The following is a 14,567-nucleotide window of genomic DNA, read 5'->3' on the forward strand; positions in this document are numbered from 1 at the left end:
TCTAGACCTTTTGGAACAGTTTTAGGGACACCCTCGGATGAAAATCGGATACGCACGGACCAGCACCACCGATCAGGTGGCAGGACTTGAAGCGCAAGCCCGTGACCTGTCAGCCAGCGGGTGCGAGCGTGTCTTCCGTGAACAGATTAGTGGCAGCAGCACAGACCGGCCTCAGTTAAGCGCGGCGTTTGATCACATGCGGGCCGGGGATGTGCTGGTAGTGACCAAGCCAGATAGGCTGGCCCGTTCCACTGCGGACCTGCTGCGGCTTGTGGAAGAAGTCAAGGCAAAGGGTTGTGGCCTGATCGTGCTGTCCATGAACGGCATGACACTGGATACCACCAGCCCCACCAGCAAGATGATGCTGACCATGCTGGCCGCTGTAGCAGAGTTTGAGCGCGATATTATGAAAGAGCGCCAACGTGAGGGCATAGCCAAGGCAAAAGCGGAGGGCCGCTATAAGGGGCGCAAGCCTACAGCACGAAGTCAGGCTGAGCAGGTGCAGGCATTAGCGGCTAAGGGTGTGAGTGCCACGGAGATAGCCAAGCAGCTAGGTATGGGCCGGACCTCTGTTTATCGCTGTCTGGCGGCTTCTGCTGCGTCCTGATGGGGCATTGTGCCGTGGCCGGGTGTGCGCGGGCAGCGCGCGGGTTTCTTTCCCGCGTTTTTTAGCTTTTGGAACGAATAAGGTCGCTTGTTATGCGCTCAGGTCATGACAAAACAGGCTGGAAACTGTCATTTTTCCTGTCTCAAAAAGAGAGACTGACAAGGCATTTTCTTGGGGATTTGCTCATAAATGGCAGAAAACCGCCATTTCTATATTCAGACTGTTACACCTTTTTGGGCTGGGTGTAACGGCTGACACCGAAAAGGTGTAGCAGATTTTCTATTATAAAACAGATAGTTACGGGGTTTGTTACACCTGTCACACCTTGTACACCTTTTTTTAGGTAAGGGTTGGAAGTGTGGACCGCAAGAGAACTGGCTCAGTCCATGCAGCCTGCGCATGGCTCTGCCTGTCTCAGCCAAGGGGGGCTGATTAAAGTCTCATGCCGTTTGGGCACCGCAACCGCATCAGGCTCACGCGCAGATTTTTCGCAGGTTTTTGAAATTAATCAAAAAATCAAAGAGAAGAGATGAAAAATCAGGAAAAACGGCAGGAAACAGCCATTTTTCCTCTGATTTGGGGCCCAGTGCCCGAAAAGGGGTGGGGGGTGTTAAATCTCTAGGGTCTATGAGTGCCCGGACCGCGCCATAGGCAAATTTTCATATCCGCGAAATTAAGGAGAAAAGTTACCGGATTGGAGTGAGGGCGAGAGCAAGCAGGCAAAACGGCTGCCTGCTCAGAATGAGCCGAGAAAAACCCCTGCCCTGCCAGCAAAACCGGCGTTTCAAATGACTCCGGATTGACTCCGGAAGACTGGCGGGGTGAGGCACCCCGAAGTCTAAAAACCACCTAAGTCTTTGAAAAGATTGGTGGGCGCACAAGGGCTCGAACCTTGGACCCGCTGATTAAGAGTCAGCTGCTCTACCAACTGAGCTATGCGCCCTTACAGCATATAACTGCTGAAGTGAGGCAGTTTTTACCACCTCTAAATCATTAAGACAAGTATGAAAATTCAGGTTTTTAACATAGCTAGCACAGCATCCAACTGATCCAGGCTTTTGTAATGAATTTGCAAAGAGCCCCCTTTGCGTCCATCAAAATGAACGTGCACCTTCAGCCCTAAGCGCGTGCCCAAATCCCGCTCTAAGGCAGAAATTTCGGGATCTTTCATCACTTTAGGTTCTTTGGTTTCAACTTTTGTATTTTTTGCCTGCTCAAGGGCTTTCTGAACCAAAGCCTCTGTTTGCCGAACAGATAACCCTTTAGAAATAACCTCTGCGGCGGCCTGTATGGGGTCTGGATGCGCTAGCAACGCACGCGCATGCCCAGCAGAAAGGGCGCCCTTTTTAAGCTCCTGCCGCAGCACATCAGGCAAACGCAACAAACGCAGCGTATTGGCAACATGGGGGCGAGATTTGCCTATAGCCTTTGCCAGTTCATCCTGGGTCAGGCTATATTCTTCCATCAGTCGGCTAAAACCTTCAGCTTCTTCAACCGGGTTCAGATCTGCTCGCTGGAGATTTTCAACCAGAGCAGCTGCCATAGCATCTGCTTCTGAGAGATTCCTGACATGCACAGGCACATCATGGCACTGCGCCAACTGTGCAGCACGCCAGCGACGTTCCCCCGCAATAATCTGATAATGCCCCGTTTTATGAGGGTCTGGCCGCACCAGAATAGGCTGGAGAATACCCCGCTCCCGGATAGATTCAGCCAGTTCCTGTAATGCTTCTGGCTCCATATCCTGACGTGGCTGAAAAGGCCCTGGCGCCAGAACCTCAATCGGTAATGAGCTTGCTGTAGGCGCAGCCTTACTGGCGGATTTATTAGCAGAAGATGCAGGTTCATCCACAGAAGCGACATCACCCAGCAACGCAGCCAATCCACGCCCAAGCTTAGGACGAGCGGAAGATTTACGTGATGATTGACCACTCATGATACCGATGCCCTCTTCATGACTTCTGCTGCCAATGCTTGATAAGCGGTTGTTCCACTGGCTCTGGAATCATACAGCATAACAGGCTGACCATGGCTTTGGGCTTCTGAAATACGAATATTACGTGGGATAACCGTTTCCAGCACATCTTTACCAAAGAAGCTTCGCGCATCCGCAGCCACAAGCTCAGACAAATTATTTCGTCTGTCATACATGGTCAGCACAATGCCTGCCATTTTCAGTTCTGGGTTCAGGTTTTTCTGCACCCGCCCAATGGTCTTTACCAGATGGCCCAAGCCTTCCAACGCAAAGAACTCACACTGTAGCGGAGCCAGCACACCATCTGCCGCCACAAAAGAATTCAGCGTCAGCAGCCCAAGGCTTGGGGGACAATCTATAATCACAAAATCCACAGTCTCGCGCAGAGGTTCCAATGCCGTGCGTAATCTGGTTTCTCGGTGCTCAGCATCCACCAATTCAATCTCAGCACCAACCAGTTCTGTATTGGCCGCGATAACTGAAAGATTTTCAATCTCGGTAGGCTGTAAAAGATCATCTGCGACTTTTTCATGCATTAGAAGCGCATAAGAGCCACCTTTGCGGGAATCATAATCAACTCCCAAACCCGTTGAAGCATTCCCCTGAGGGTCCATATCCAGAAGCACAACTTTAGCGCCATCGGCCGCCAGAGATGCTGCCAGATTAATGGCGGTAGTGGTTTTGCCTACGCCCCCTTTCTGGTTTGCAACAGCAAAAACGTGGCAGGCTTTCCCGCTTTTCTTAACCTTAGACACGATTAAAATTTCTCACTTCCAGAATCATACCATCAGAACTTGTCTGGCTTGGATATGTTTGCACATCCATTTGCCAAACCTGTTCCGCTTCTTGGATTTCCTGCACAGCCTGTTGCCCCTTAAGAAAAACAGCTTTTCCTTTTGGTTGTAACAGCGGGTGCGCCCACTCCAAAAGTTTAACCAATGGGGCCAAAGCCCGCGCTGTTACTACAGGCGCAGGCTGAACTTTTACACTTTCAAGCCTGCATGGCAAAACTTCCAAATCCGTTTGGGTAAGCCGCGCGGCTTCACGCAAAAAAGCAGCCTTCCTTTGATCCGATTCAATCAAAACCCCAGGTATTCCTGTGGCAATCCCTACCACAACAGCCGGGAATCCACCCCCAGAGCCCATATCAATAAATCGGCTCTGGCCTTGTATCAAAGGAACAAGTTGAAGACTATCCAGAACATGCCGGCTCCAGACATTCTCAATATCCTTGGAAGAAACAAGGTTGATACGAGGGTTCCACTTTTCCAGAAGGCTCACAAAGGCAGAAAGTCTTTCTTCTGTTTCACGTGAAACATGAACACCCTCAGGCCACTTGTGCATGATGCTGCCCTTTTTTGAGATAAGCCAGAACAGCCATAAGGGCAGAAGGTGTTATGCCCGGTATACGTTGTGCAGCACCAAAGCTTTCAGGGCGTGCCTGCTCTAACCTTTCCTGCATTTCTGCACTCAGGCCACCTATTTTTCTAAAATCCATATCTTGAGGGAAGCGAATTTCTGTTTCTGCCTCAAGCTGTTTAATCTCGCGCTTCTGCCTTACCAGATAGCCGCTATAGCGTGCCTCTGTCCTTACATAACTGCGCGCACGTTCAGAATACTCCTGCACCCAAGGTGCCAAGGCTTCTATAGTATTTTCAGGAACTGCCTGCCCGATAACTTCCAAAAGATTTCTGCGGCGGCCATCCTGCGCTACTTTAATACCAACCTGAGCAAGTGCTTGTGGTGGCCAACTTTCTGATTCTGCTTTTTGAGTCAATTGTTCTATCTCGCGCATATCTCTCGCAAAGGCTTCACGCCTCTCTGCACCGATACACCCCCAATCCAACCCTATTGGAGTTAAACGTACATCTGCATTATCAGCCCGCAATGTCAGACGATATTCAGCACGCGATGTAAACATACGGTAAGGTTCACTCACCCCTTGCGTGGTTAAATCATCAATCATGACACCCAAATAGGCTTTGCCACGATCAAGGCTAACAGCCTGCTGCCCCCCTGCTCTTCTTGCCGCATTTACCCCAGCAAGAAGCCCCTGAGCACCGGCTTCTTCATACCCTGTGGTGCCGTTAATCTGGCCCGCCAAGAATAAATTAGGGCACTTTTTAAGTTCCAAAGAAACCGTTAGTTCACGCGGGTCAACGTAATCGTATTCTACAGCGTAACCATATTGCGCAATAACCGCCTTCTCCAACCCTGGAATGGAGTGGATCATGGCATCCTGCACATCTGCTGGCAGGCTGGTTGAAATACCATTGGGGTAAACCAGATCTCCCCCTTCGTGATCAGGAAGTGCTTCAGGCTCTAGAAAAATCTGATGCCCTGTTTTTTCTGAAAACCGCACAACCTTATCTTCAATAGAAGGGCAATATCGCGGCCCGCGGCCTGAAATAGCTCCGCCATACACGGCAGACAGATGCAAATGCTCCCTGATAATATCGTGGGTTTTTGGAACTGTTGTCGTTATGCCACACACCATTTGCGGATTTGTGATAGATGCCGTCAATCGGCTAAATGGTTCGGGGGATATATCCCCCCTATCAACAGCAAGAGATGCCCAATCTATTGTATCGCGCTTGAGGCGTGCTGGCGTTCCAGTTTTCAAACGCGCAATTCGCAGGCCCAGTTTTTTTAACCGCGATGCCAATGCAACCGAAGGTTGTTCTCCAATCCGCCCCGCCGGCTGGCTTTTATGCCCAATATGAATAACTCCATCTAGGAACGTACCTGTTGTTAAAACAACAGCACCAGCAGCCCATTGGCGGCCATCCTCACAGGCAACACCAGCAACACGGTTTTGATCATCATAAATCAGATCCGTTACAGCGGCTTCTTCAATATCAAGCCCTGCTGTGTCCGCCAAAATATCCTGCACAGCTTGACGGTATAAAAGACGATCTGCCTGAGCCCGTGGCCCCTGCACAGCAGGCCCCTTGGAGCGATTAAGAAGTTTAAAGTGAATACCGGCCCTATCTGCCGCCCGTGCCATAACACCATCCAGCGCATCAACTTCACGCACCAGATGGCCCTTCCCTATACCGCCTATGGCAGGGTTACAGGACATGGCGCCAACCGTATTTTTATGGTGCGTCAACAAAAGCGTTTTGGCACCACAACGCGCAGCAGCGGCAGCGGCCTCGCATCCAGCATGGCCGCCTCCTACCACAATAACATCGTAAGCCTTGTTCATTGCTTGCCCTTCCTGCACACCTTACTTTCCAATACAAAACTGGCCAAATATCGTATCCAGCAGATCTTCTACACCAACATGCCCGGTTAACCGTCCCAATGCCCGCATAGCTAACCTTAGTTCTTCGCCGCGCAATTCTGGCCAGTCCTGCTGCAACGCAGCATGGAGGCATTGTACAGCCTCCTGCACACCAGCTTTGTGCCGCGCACGTGTAAGAAGCGGTGCGCCTGATATAGATGCCGCCGTTAGTTCCTCAACTTTTCTTTGCAGAAAAGTGTAGAGTTCCGGCAGCCCTTCTCCTGTTTTCAAACTGATAGCACGAACATTCTTACCTTGAATGACTTTTGGAATTTCTCCGATATCAGCTTTGTTTCCTATCAAAACCGCATCGGGGAAAACATCATCCGGCGGCTCATTCGCTGGGAACATTTGTAACACACAGTCAGCCTGTTTCACGTGAAACAATGCGCGGCGTACCCCTTCAGCTTCAATTTCATCATCTGTTTCTCGCAAGCCTGCGGTATCAACAAATGTCACCTTTATCCCAGCAAGAATACAGGCTACCTCCAAAGCATCACGCGTTGTCCCAGCCTTGGAAGATACAATGGCGGTATCCCGTCCCGTAAGCCAATTTAACAAACTGCTTTTGCCTGCATTTGGTGGGCCAGTAATGGCAAATACCACCCCTTGCCGTATCCTCTCTCCATGTTCTCCATCAGCTATATGCTGTTGCATTTCAAACTGAAGTTTCTGAATTTCCTGATTGATGCCTTCTTCCACTTCAGGCGGCAAACCTTCATCTGGAAAATCTATAAGGGCTTCCTGAAAAGCGAGAACCTTTTTTAACCGCTCAGACCAGCCTGAATATAAATGGCTTAATGCACCATCTGCCTGCGCCAAAGCTAACTTTCTCTGTCCATCGGTTTCAGCGGCAACCAGATCAGCAATACCTTCGGCTTCAACCAAATCCATACGACCATTTACAAATGCTCGTCTTGTAAATTCACCGGGCTCCGCTGGGCGCGCACCTAGCTGAACCAAAGCGTCGGAAACAGCACGAATAATGGCTGGCCCTGCATGCAGATGCAGTTCAAACCCATCTTCCCCTGTATAACTCTGCGGCCCGGGAAACCAGAGAACCAGTGCCTCATCTAGCAAGTCATCCTGAGCAGACGCGTTTTTCCAAATTTTACGAAGAACAGCCTTACGCGCTTCTGGCACCTTGCCACAAAGCTGTAAAAGAATATTACGGCTGCCTGCGCCACTCACACGCAAAACTGCAATTGCCGCACGCTCTATTCCTGTTGAAAGTGCAAAGATTGTATCTTCAGCCTGATACCCCAACGCAGCCATCCTTCCCGTTATCGTATGCCTGTTTCTTCTTGCTGCTTCTAATGCAGTTTTTCATGCAAACGTAGGGTTAAAAAATGATAGCCTTCCCCTTGCCCTCGTGATGAACACACTCCGCTCACACAACACCACAAGATTTTAAACAAAAGTAAGGTTATCTTTTTATGCCCCAACTCTCGCTGCACTCTCCTTTAGGTCCGATCACTTTGTCTGAGGAAGAAGGAAAAATTATCTCTTTAGATTGGGGATGGGGGCGAGATCAAACCGAAACCCCTCTGCTCTGCCAAGCGCGTGAATGGTTGGATAATTGGTTTGATGATCCTCTGGCAGTAGGTGCTTTTCCGTTTCAGCTAGATCCGTATGGAACAGCTTATCAGAAAAAAATTTGGGCAGCATTGCAGGAAATTCCTGTAGGCGAGACAACCACATATGGAGAACTCGCCAAAAAAATCGGCGGTAGCCCTCAGTCAGTTGGTCAAGCTGTCGGGAGAAACCCCATTCCTATTCTTATTCCCTGCCACCGCGTTGTGGGGGCTTCTAGCTTAGGAGGATATTCTGGAGATGGTGGTGTGGATGATAAAGCATGGCTTCTCCGCTTAGAAGGAGCCAAATTTCCATACCACACCTAAACTGTTCTGATACGGATTCTAGCCTTACAGAATAAGCTTCTGTTTCCTATTTTCTGTCACAGCTTTCTGTGCGGGTATTAAAAAATTTCCCGGCACTACATCTAACAACAGACGATGAATCCGCATCATTTCCATAACTTGTGGGGGGTGGATAAGAAGGCACACTCTCCCCCTGCTGCGCACCATTATAATAATAGGATGGCGGGGCATAAATGCTCTGCTGTGGCGCCGAATTATACTCGGATGCCGCAGCACTTCCTATCGCTAGGCCAAGCACAGAACCGAACATAAACGGAGCCCCCCAGCCCCAACCACCACCCCAATAAGGGTATCCCCACGGGCCGCCATAGCCCCAACCATAATACGGATACCCCCAGCCCCACGGGCCACCTCCCCAACCACCGTACCAACCGCCGCCCCACGGGCGCCCTCCCCAGCCGCCGCCACGCCACGGGCCGCCACCCCAACCACCGGGGCCACCCGGACCTCCACGTGGGCCACCAAAGCCACCAGGACCAAAACCGCCACCACCAGGACCGCCGAAGCCACCGTGGCCAAATCCACCACCACCGGGACCGCCAAATCCACCGTGGCCAAATCCGCCCCCTCCACCAAAGCCACCCCCGCCTGGCCCGGGATGAGCATGTGCTGAAAATACAGGAACGCTAAGCCCACATACCAAAAGGGCTGCCAACCCTGTTTTTTTGGATATTGCAGTCCACATAACACCGGTGCCCTTTGCACTTAACTTCGGATACTGCTGCACGACATAATGCCGTAATGTGTCTTTCTTCTAACTATTACATGGGCATTAAAAGACAATTTGCCACTGCTTTTTCTCCTGATCTGCTAGGATAAAAGCTCAGATTCATGTTGTGTTTTTTGCATCCCTGATATACATTTTAATCATTGGAGGAAGCGGAAAAGAATTATCTTCTGCTTTGCCCCCTAACACCCCAAATTAGGAGGCCGGACTCATGGCATGGAAAAAAGCAACTTTTGTTTCTTTATGGCTAGCTGCTCTTAGCCTGGCCATCTGCTCCACTTTTATTTTTATTGCATGCGGGCTTAAGTTTTCTATTTTTCATTCTGGTCTCACTGTAAACCAGTCTGATTTTGTAGATAATACGCCCTTTTCTGTATATTTGTGGCAGATGTTGCCAGAAACAACACGTTGGAATGATTACGTGTTTTCTGGCCCAGGTTTGATTGGTCTGGCAGCTTTCTTGGCGAGCATTGGCTTAGGTTCTTATGCTGCCATTAAGTTGGAAGAAATCAACCACGCAGCACTTGTGGCTAAAAAGACAGAAATGCACCGTTGGGATTCTTTGCTGATTGGCTCTTCCTTGGAAGACACATTGCAGAATTTTCAACATTCAAATGCATCAGATGTGCAGCCTTACGCCGTTAAAAGTGCCTGATAACAGAATATAAATGTATGAAAATGCTTCTGCTTGGAATCTATTCCGGGCAGAAGTTTTTTTTATGCAATATGCATTGCATAACGCATCATAACAATTTTAAGGAAAAACTTGGTCGGAGTGAGAAGATTCGAACTTCCGGCCCCTGCGTCCCGAATACTGTAACCCGTTGTTATATTTCAACGGGTTAAGTTATTTTGCCCGCTCTTGAAACGCTCTTTTTGATCATGGATTTCCGCCAGTTTCCGGGTGTCTGTGTTCATGAACACAAGCGAGCACTGTTGCTTATTTTAGCGAGAGAATCACCCCAAAACGCCTGCTGCTGTCCGCAAATAGTCTGGGCAGTGGTGGGCGTATGTTTCTTCCACCATCTTAATATTGCTGTGGCCTAGATAGCCAGCAATATCCCACAGAGATATTCCGGCCTGCGCCATCCATGTCGCTGCCGTGTGCCGCAACGTATGTGGTGTAATTCCGCTCAGGTCAGCGCGTTTGGCTGCCGCCCTGAAGCCTGTTTTGATGGAGGAAACCTGATCACCAGCCCATTCCACAACAAATTCTGTTTCACGCAGCTCATAAGCCTCTTTCAGGGCTTCATAGAGCGTATCGTTAATAGGCACGCGTGCCCTGCCCTTTTTGGTGCGTGGTTTAGCTGGGTCACGGAAATCAATGATCCGCGCCTGTAGATCTACACGGCTCCATGTCAGTGTAAGTATGTGAGATTTTCTGGCTGCTGTGTGCAGCGCCAGCAGCACAAACAATCGAATATGGTGGGCAACACAGCCATCTACCAATTCAGCCGCCTCACTTCTGGTTAACCAGCGCTGGCGTGCATCTGGACGCGGTGGAAGCTTTGTGCGCGGGGCTTTGGAAACAATTTCCTCTCTAACAGCCCGCCGCATTGCAGCGCGTAGTGTACCTAGTTCGGTTCTGGCAGTGCTGATCTGAACGCCCTGATCTAGCCTGAACGCCGTATATCTCTTGCACGAATCGGGTGTAATAATTTCTGGTGGCTTATCCCCAAAAAATACCTTCAGCGGCTTGAGAGACCAGCCTATGCGTTCCGCTCCGGGTTTTTCATTGTTCACGCGGTCTGCATGATACGCATCTAATATACCAGAAATGCCAGCAGCCCGGATTTCTGGCTTTAGAAGCCCCTCCTTGAACTTATGAAGGACTAATTCAGCCGAAACCCTATCCTCGCAGCCCGTAGAGATGCGTTTGCGTTGGTAATAGATGTGCCATGTGCTTCGTTTGGAGACTCGGCACAATCTGGGCTCTTTTGCGTCTGAGTTTGGCATTGTTTTTCTTCAAATTCTTTGATGGCCTGCATAGGTATCCGCACCATTCTGCCTAGGCGCAGGGATGGAAGCTCGCCAGTTTCCACCATTCTGCGGATCTTGGTTGGTGAGCAATCCCATCTCTGCGCTAGGGCGCTAATACGGCAGCATGTTGGCTCATGGGCAGTTTTCACGGCTCATTCCTTCCGATCTGTTCAAGGCGTTGACTGCTTCCAGTTCAGCTTCAACGCGCCGTAGTCGTCCAATATCTCCATCCGCACCATGTAAGCACGATTGTATCATTGCCCCTGCAATTATATCTTTCAGTTTGGTGATCTTCTGGTTTAGTCGCGCAATCTCCGCATCGCGCTCGACAAGTTTTGCGAGGGCATCTGATTGACGGACAACCTTTACATTATCACCTTTCTTAATATCTCTATTCCGCCACGCGACAATTTCAGGCTCTGGAGCGTCTTCAAACCAGATTATCTGAGCATAGTAGTCCATCTCGCCGCCAGTGACAGGGGTGCCGATGGTAAGGATGTTTTCTGTGCTAGAGCGCTTAGGGTTGCACAGAGCGGCAATCTGCTTCTCATTCAACATGCCATCATGCAACCGTACGAACACGCCTATGGGATCTTTCTTCTTCCCGTTAAACGGTGCGCGGGTTTCAGTCATAGTGTTTCCCACTCGGTTTTCTGGATCTGGAAGCGGCCATTTACGCCGCCATTTTCTGGGCGAAAGCGTCCTACACCAATCATCATGCCGGCTTCTTCCAGATATTCTTCAAAAACATCTTTCGAGAGGTCTTCTTGGAAAATATGAAAAGTCAGCATGCCGCCCCAATCATCAATGCGCGGGAAGGTGCGCATTACGCGTGAGCCTTTCCCTGTTGGGTCGCCTGTAGCTGAGCATAGGAAGCTTTCCGGAATAAGATCATCACGGGTGATGTCCAGCATCAGCGGCGTATCAATCATGATGCCCGCCTGGACAATGCTGGAGAACGTCTTATTTCCCTTTCCGGAAACCTTGCGGATTGTCAGCTTTGCTGATGATGTCAGTGCCTTTTTGAAAGACATAAACGGCACAAAAACTTTTCCTGTCCGTTCATCAACGTGCGCCTTGTTACGCCACTGCATTTCCTCCCATTCCTTGTGGGAATATTCCTTTGGTTTTTCTGCAATGGGTTTGGACGGTGAATAAGGGGAAACCCCTTTGATATTAACGTTACATTTCCGAATGATCATGGCCTTGTTCCGTTAGGTGACGGGCAGCATGATGCCGCCCGTCTTTTCATTGTGTTGTGTTGTGTTGCTGCGCGGAGCGGAGCGGGGAGCTGCGACGCGCTATGGCGCATCGTGGAACGATAAGCACCGTTCCGAGGAACAGAACCGAAGCTCTGCTCCCCGTAGCGTTGCGATGTGAAGTGATGCGCTGCGGCATGCTGTGGTGTGGAGCGCAGCGGAGCGCCGTGACGCATGATAGAACCAAACGGCTCCGGTCTGCCTGCCATCTAGCTAGCAGGCCGCAACCGTTCTGCGCCGTGCTCATAGTTTCACCTGTGGATCTGCATTTGCTCTGGATGCCTGCATGCTTTTGCGTGGCTTGCTGGCGGTTTGTATGGCCGCAAGAATCCCGCGTGTGGCATCGTGCTCAAGTGCCTGCTGCTCTGTCAGATCGGCGCGCTGCACGGTATCCATAATAACCGCGCCTTTTTTGGCGGCGTTCCGCACGCGTTTGATCTGGCCTTTCCCTAACTTCACCAGATCTTCTGCTGCCGTACGCTGGAGGCCAACATTCATCACGGTTGTGAAGGCGCGTTTATGATCCCGCATGCAGATATGCCGGGCACGTTCCAGAAGATATCTGTGCCGTCCCTGAACATCATGGTTCACCAGCTGCTGGAGATATTTGTATTGAACAATCTGCCCAACACTAGCCTCCAGCAATGCTGTAACCAGAAGATCTGTTACATATGAGCGTTCCATAATTGGATTGCTCATGCCGCCCTCTCCTTTCGTGCTGCAATCAGCTGCACATCGTCTGCCCATCCAATGATGCCGCGTTGTCCGTCTATTTCGTCCTGTTCGCATTCAGGGAACCGGATGAGAAAGTTCCTGTCGTCTGTGGCTGTTATTTCAAACAGACCATCACCCATCGAACGCATTTCCAAAAACCATTCAGGCAGGCTGGGTGTTGTGCTTTTGCCCGATACAATCCAGCGGCCAGCCTTGCGCTCCTTGCTGCAATCAGGGAAATCAATCTGATTGCCTGTACGCTGGTCTGTTACCGTGCCCTGGTATCTGCCTGCCTGATTGCGTGTTAGTGTTGCCTGGTATCGGGGCATTCCATGCATTCCACCAGTGATCCATGCTGCGGTACGTCCGGCATGGTATCTGTAATCGGCACAATCCAAGCTGGTGGAAAGTTTAGCGTTTGGCCATCAGCAAAAACTACCGTGTGTTTTACGGGTGTTTTCCCAAACATCAGCGTGCGTGTTTCGCGGCCAATGGTTGGGTATGCATGCTGTCCTTTGCCGGATGGGTCTTTCACCACAACATCACGGGCTACGGGAACAATGCGCATGCCAGGGAACGTGGCGGATTGTGTGCAGGTCATGGGGTATGATCCTCTGCAAGAATGGTATGTTTGAGGTGCTGTTGCAGTTCGTTGGCCTGTTCGCGCATGCAGGTAGCTAGGTTTTCAAAAGCTTTTGCTGCGGGCATGAACAGTTCTGCACGGAAGTCGATAGAAACGCGATCCATGTAGTCAGCCTGCTGGAGAAACTGTGTAATCAGATCCTGTAAGCGGGCATCCTGATTACGCACACGTATGTTGCTCATGCCGTGCATCGTCCAGCGCGCAAGCCCAACATAAATGCTCCTGCGGCAAGCATAAATGCATAGAAAAGGATTTTCAGAACAGGAACACGTTCTGATCTCGCATTCTCACTATCATTAGTAATGATAGTGGTCTTTTCTGCGGGATTTTGAACATCTGCCGTATGGGGGTTTGTAAGATGCTGTATGTAGCAGCCTTTAATAAGGCAAGCTGCTGCGTCCCTTATTACAAAATCAACCACCATCTCGCCAACGGCGACTTCTCCACCCGGAAGAACTTTGCTGACAGTAGATTTCTTTGGGAAATGCTCTTTCAGCCAGCTAATATCTCCACCAAACAACGCAACAATATCCGGTCGGCGGAATAATTGGGTTTCCCTTAATTCCCTTACCTGACCAACGCTATCGCGAAACAAGAAAATCTTGTGCTGGTTTTCACCTTTTCTTGTAAAACCAAGGCATTCTACCGGCCCTGCTTTTGTTCGGGGGCCTTCTGTACCGAAAGGGGCAATGCTCAGAAGTGGGTATGCTGGATCAACCATCACACACCTTCCTTCTGGCGGATGCTTTCCATCCATTCATCCAGAGCAGCCACAGTAAACAGGCCATTGCCTTCAACTATGGTGCAGCGCGGGCCTTTGCCTTTTTCACATAGGCTATGGAAGGTATCTGGTTGCAGGCCGCAATATAGGGCTGCCAAACCAAAGCCTACGTACCGGGTGGCATCTGCGCCGCTTTCCTCCAGCGCGGTATCCACCAGTTTCAGGGCAGCCCGCTGCACGCGGGCGGCCTGCATGGCGTTTGGTGTGGGTAGTGTTGGGTCTAGCAGCGGGCCAATGGCCGTGATCAGCTGCGATGCAGCACGGGAGCGCTCTAGCGCAGCATCCGATACCGTGCGGAGTTCCGCAATAAGTGTCATTCATTCCTCCTTGTGGGCGAACTGGTTGCCCAATCCGCCCATTTTTCCCATTCTCGCGGCGCCAACAGAGGCGAGAAAGGAAAACGAATGTCTAAAAAAGAACTCAAAACCGAGATTGAGGCGGCTATTATTCAGGCTGCTGCAACCATCACTGCTGAGTTTCTGCGTGCTCATGAAAGAAATGAGCGAGCAGACGGTGACAACAAAACAGACGATAGAACCAGCGATCTTGCTGCTATTTATAAAAAGGAAGACCTGAAGCAGACCTATAAAGAGCATCTTGATGCAATCCGTGAAGCCTACCTTGAAACTCATAAATAGAGTTTCAAATATATAGC

Annotated in this window: 19 protein-coding genes and 1 tRNA gene; 4 read left to right on the forward strand and 16 right to left on the reverse strand. The window is 50.3% G+C overall.

Annotated elements, in window-relative coordinates; genetic code table 11:
- The first annotated feature begins 37 nt into the window (after positions 1 to 37).
- Positions 38 to 607, forward strand: coding sequence for a recombinase family protein (locus DS739_RS12985; RefSeq protein WP_006115699.1), 570 nt, complete (start codon positions 38 to 40; stop codon positions 605 to 607).
- Between the two features lie 867 nt (positions 608 to 1,474).
- Here DS739_RS12985 and DS739_RS12990 read toward each other — a convergent pair.
- The 6 genes from DS739_RS12990 to mnmE form a co-directional block, all read right to left on the reverse strand.
- Positions 1,475 to 1,550: transfer RNA gene (locus tag DS739_RS12990), tRNA-Lys, on the reverse strand.
- Positions 1,551 to 1,619: 69 nt separating this feature from the next.
- Positions 1,620 to 2,543, reverse strand: a complete 924-nt coding sequence (locus DS739_RS12995; protein WP_006115700.1) for a ParB/RepB/Spo0J family partition protein — start codon at positions 2,541 to 2,543, stop codon at positions 1,620 to 1,622.
- Positions 2,540 to 3,337, reverse strand: a complete 798-nt coding sequence (locus tag DS739_RS13000) for a ParA family protein (RefSeq protein WP_006115701.1) — start codon at positions 3,335 to 3,337, stop codon at positions 2,540 to 2,542. The genes DS739_RS12995 and DS739_RS13000 overlap by 4 nt, the downstream gene beginning before the upstream one ends.
- Positions 3,330 to 3,926 (reverse strand): 16S rRNA (guanine(527)-N(7))-methyltransferase RsmG, encoded by a 597-nt coding sequence (gene rsmG, locus DS739_RS13005; RefSeq protein ID WP_006115702.1) that lies wholly within the window; start codon positions 3,924 to 3,926, stop codon positions 3,330 to 3,332. Before rsmG ends, DS739_RS13000 begins: the two co-directional genes overlap by 8 nt.
- On the reverse strand, positions 3,910 to 5,790 hold the full coding sequence (gene mnmG / locus DS739_RS13010; protein ID WP_035352973.1) for a tRNA uridine-5-carboxymethylaminomethyl(34) synthesis enzyme MnmG: 1,881 nt from the start codon (positions 5,788 to 5,790) through the stop codon (positions 3,910 to 3,912). The genes rsmG and mnmG overlap by 17 nt, the downstream gene beginning before the upstream one ends.
- A gap of 21 nt (positions 5,791 to 5,811) precedes the next feature.
- A complete protein-coding gene (gene mnmE / locus DS739_RS13015) occupies positions 5,812 to 7,143 on the reverse strand; it encodes a tRNA uridine-5-carboxymethylaminomethyl(34) synthesis GTPase MnmE (RefSeq protein WP_006115705.1) in 1,332 nt (443 codons plus the stop codon).
- 161 nt (positions 7,144 to 7,304) lie between these two features.
- On the opposite strand from mnmE, the gene DS739_RS13020 reads away from it, so the two are divergent.
- On the forward strand, positions 7,305 to 7,769 hold the full coding sequence (locus tag DS739_RS13020) for a methylated-DNA--[protein]-cysteine S-methyltransferase (RefSeq protein ID WP_006115706.1): 465 nt from the start codon (positions 7,305 to 7,307) through the stop codon (positions 7,767 to 7,769).
- Between the two features lie 264 nt (positions 7,770 to 8,033).
- Here DS739_RS13020 and DS739_RS14360 read toward each other — a convergent pair whose 3' ends face one another.
- On the reverse strand, positions 8,034 to 8,414 hold the full coding sequence (locus DS739_RS14360; protein WP_193561172.1) for a hypothetical protein: 381 nt from the start codon (positions 8,412 to 8,414) through the stop codon (positions 8,034 to 8,036).
- A 332-nt stretch (positions 8,415 to 8,746) separates the two neighbouring features.
- Here DS739_RS14360 and DS739_RS13030 point away from each other — a divergent pair, with 332 nt between their 5' ends.
- Positions 8,747 to 9,190 (forward strand): hypothetical protein, encoded by a 444-nt coding sequence (locus tag DS739_RS13030; RefSeq protein ID WP_006115708.1) that lies wholly within the window; start codon positions 8,747 to 8,749, stop codon positions 9,188 to 9,190.
- Positions 9,191 to 9,492: 302 nt separating this feature from the next.
- Here the strand turns inward: DS739_RS13030 and DS739_RS13035 are convergent, their stop codons facing one another.
- From DS739_RS13035 to DS739_RS13080, 9 genes are all read right to left on the reverse strand, one after another.
- Complete coding sequence (locus DS739_RS13035; RefSeq protein WP_089179835.1) at positions 9,493 to 10,491, reverse strand: site-specific integrase; 999 nt, start codon at positions 10,489 to 10,491, stop codon at positions 9,493 to 9,495.
- Between the two features lie 156 nt (positions 10,492 to 10,647).
- Complete coding sequence (locus DS739_RS13045) at positions 10,648 to 11,148, reverse strand: hypothetical protein (RefSeq protein ID WP_035351009.1); 501 nt, start codon at positions 11,146 to 11,148, stop codon at positions 10,648 to 10,650.
- On the reverse strand, positions 11,145 to 11,717 hold the full coding sequence (locus DS739_RS13050) for a hypothetical protein (protein WP_114012467.1): 573 nt from the start codon (positions 11,715 to 11,717) through the stop codon (positions 11,145 to 11,147). Before DS739_RS13050 ends, DS739_RS13045 begins: the two co-directional genes overlap by 4 nt.
- 300 nt (positions 11,718 to 12,017) lie before the next feature.
- Positions 12,018 to 12,473 carry a hypothetical protein gene (locus DS739_RS13055; protein ID WP_114012468.1) on the reverse strand — a complete coding sequence of 152 codons (456 nt, stop codon included), beginning with the start codon at positions 12,471 to 12,473 and terminating at the stop codon, positions 12,018 to 12,020.
- Positions 12,470 to 12,817: a hypothetical protein gene (locus DS739_RS13060; protein WP_039891612.1), complete on the reverse strand. Its 348-nt coding sequence runs from the start codon at positions 12,815 to 12,817 to the stop codon at positions 12,470 to 12,472. Before DS739_RS13060 ends, DS739_RS13055 begins: the two co-directional genes overlap by 4 nt.
- A complete protein-coding gene (locus DS739_RS13065) occupies positions 12,793 to 13,089 on the reverse strand; it encodes a hypothetical protein (RefSeq protein WP_039891613.1) in 297 nt (98 codons plus the stop codon). Before DS739_RS13065 ends, DS739_RS13060 begins: the two co-directional genes overlap by 25 nt.
- Complete coding sequence (locus DS739_RS13070) at positions 13,086 to 13,313, reverse strand: hypothetical protein (RefSeq protein ID WP_139018857.1); 228 nt, start codon at positions 13,311 to 13,313, stop codon at positions 13,086 to 13,088. The genes DS739_RS13065 and DS739_RS13070 overlap by 4 nt, the downstream gene beginning before the upstream one ends.
- On the reverse strand, positions 13,310 to 13,852 hold the full coding sequence (locus DS739_RS13075; protein ID WP_035352387.1) for a hypothetical protein: 543 nt from the start codon (positions 13,850 to 13,852) through the stop codon (positions 13,310 to 13,312). The genes DS739_RS13070 and DS739_RS13075 overlap by 4 nt, the downstream gene beginning before the upstream one ends.
- Positions 13,852 to 14,229 carry a hypothetical protein gene (locus tag DS739_RS13080; protein WP_035352390.1) on the reverse strand — a complete coding sequence of 126 codons (378 nt, stop codon included), beginning with the start codon at positions 14,227 to 14,229 and terminating at the stop codon, positions 13,852 to 13,854. Before DS739_RS13080 ends, DS739_RS13075 begins: the two co-directional genes overlap by 1 nt.
- Before the next feature lie 87 nt (positions 14,230 to 14,316).
- Between DS739_RS13080 and DS739_RS13085 the strand changes: the two genes are divergently transcribed.
- Complete coding sequence (locus DS739_RS13085; RefSeq protein WP_035352231.1) at positions 14,317 to 14,550, forward strand: hypothetical protein; 234 nt, start codon at positions 14,317 to 14,319, stop codon at positions 14,548 to 14,550.
- Positions 14,551 to 14,567 lie beyond the last annotated feature (17 nt).

Origin of the sequence: Acetobacter sp. JWB, from assembly GCF_003323795.1 — a bacterium.
In the GTDB taxonomy this organism is placed as follows: domain Bacteria; phylum Pseudomonadota; class Alphaproteobacteria; order Acetobacterales; family Acetobacteraceae; genus Acetobacter; species Acetobacter oryzifermentans.